A 1,384-nucleotide genomic window follows, 5' to 3' on the forward strand; every position below is an offset into this window, starting at 1 on the left:
ACGGCACCACCACCAACCGGCACACGCCGACCCTGGTCAGCAAGCCCCAAGGCGCGCCCGCCGGATTCACCTGGAAACAGGTCAACCTAGGCGACTGGCATTCCGAGGCGCTCGGTTCAGATGGCAGCTTCTACATCTGGGGAAGCAATGTCAGCGGCCAGCTGGGCGACGGCACCACCACCAACCGGAGCAGGCCAATCCCGGTCAGCAAGCCCCAAGGCGCGCCCGCCGGGTTCACCTGGAAATACGCGATCCTAGGTTGCAACCATTCCGTAGCGATCGGCTCCGACGGCAACCTGTACACCTGGGGAGTCAACGGCAACGGCCAGCTGGGCAACGGCACCACCACCAACCGGAACACGCCCACCCTGGTCAACTTCCCCGGCGCCGCCGCACCCACCAGCGTCCTGTTCGGCCAGGCCAAGGCCACAGGGATTACGGCCAACCAAGACGGCACCTGGCAGGCATCCACGCCCAAGCATGAGCCGGGGGGCGTGGACGTGACAGTCGGTTGGAGCCGGAACGGGTCCCAGCCGGACGACCACCTGCAATACACGTACATCGCCCCCGAATATCAAGTCGGCTTCACTTCCAAAAACGATTCCTGCCCCGCCCCCACGGGCATGCCCCCCAGCCAGTCCGTCACCCAGGACGGGCAGGCGGAACGCCCCTACCCGGACCCGAGGGCCGAAGGCTGCCTGTTCGACGGCTGGTTCCAAGGCGACGTCGCCTACGACTTCAGCCAGCCAGTCACCCATGACACCACCCTGACCGCCCACTGGACCAGGGAGGACACGCAGCACTGGTCCATCAGCCCGAACCATGGGCCCGAGACCGGCGGCACCGAGGTGACCCTGACTCCGCCCGCACAGCGAGGCATCAGATTCAGCCAGATCAGACTGGGCTACAACTATTCCGCAGCCATCGGCTCAGACGGCAACCTGTACACCTGGGGAGGCAACGACGACGGCCAGCTGGGCAACGGCACCACCACCAACCAGAACAGGCCAGCCCAAATCGACAAGCCCCAAGGAGCACCAGAAGGATTCACCTGGAAACAGGTCATCCTCGGCGGCTGGCATTCCGCGGCAATCGGCTCGGACGGCAACCTCTACACCTGGGGGGATGACGGCAGCGGCCAACTGGGCGACGGCACCAACACCAACCAGAACACGCCAACCCTGGTCAACAAACCCCAAGGCACGCCAGAAGGATTCACCTGGAAACAGGTCAGCCTAGGCGGTTTTCATTCCGCGGCAATCGGCTCGGACGGCAACCTGTACACCTGGGGATACAACAAGTACGGGCAGCTGGGCAACGGCACCACCACCAACCAGAACAGGCCAGCGCAAATCGACAAGCCCCAAGGAGCACCAGAAGGATT

Annotated in this window: 1 protein-coding gene; it reads left to right on the forward strand. The window is 64.4% G+C overall.

The annotated features are described in order from the left end of the window. Window positions 1-1,384, forward strand: a 1,384-nt coding sequence (locus AC0AP0_RS08425) for an RCC1 domain-containing protein (protein WP_490430145.1), incomplete at both ends; no start/stop codon positions are given.

This window comes from Bifidobacterium sp. POST2/T3 (B1) (assembly GCF_058197115.1).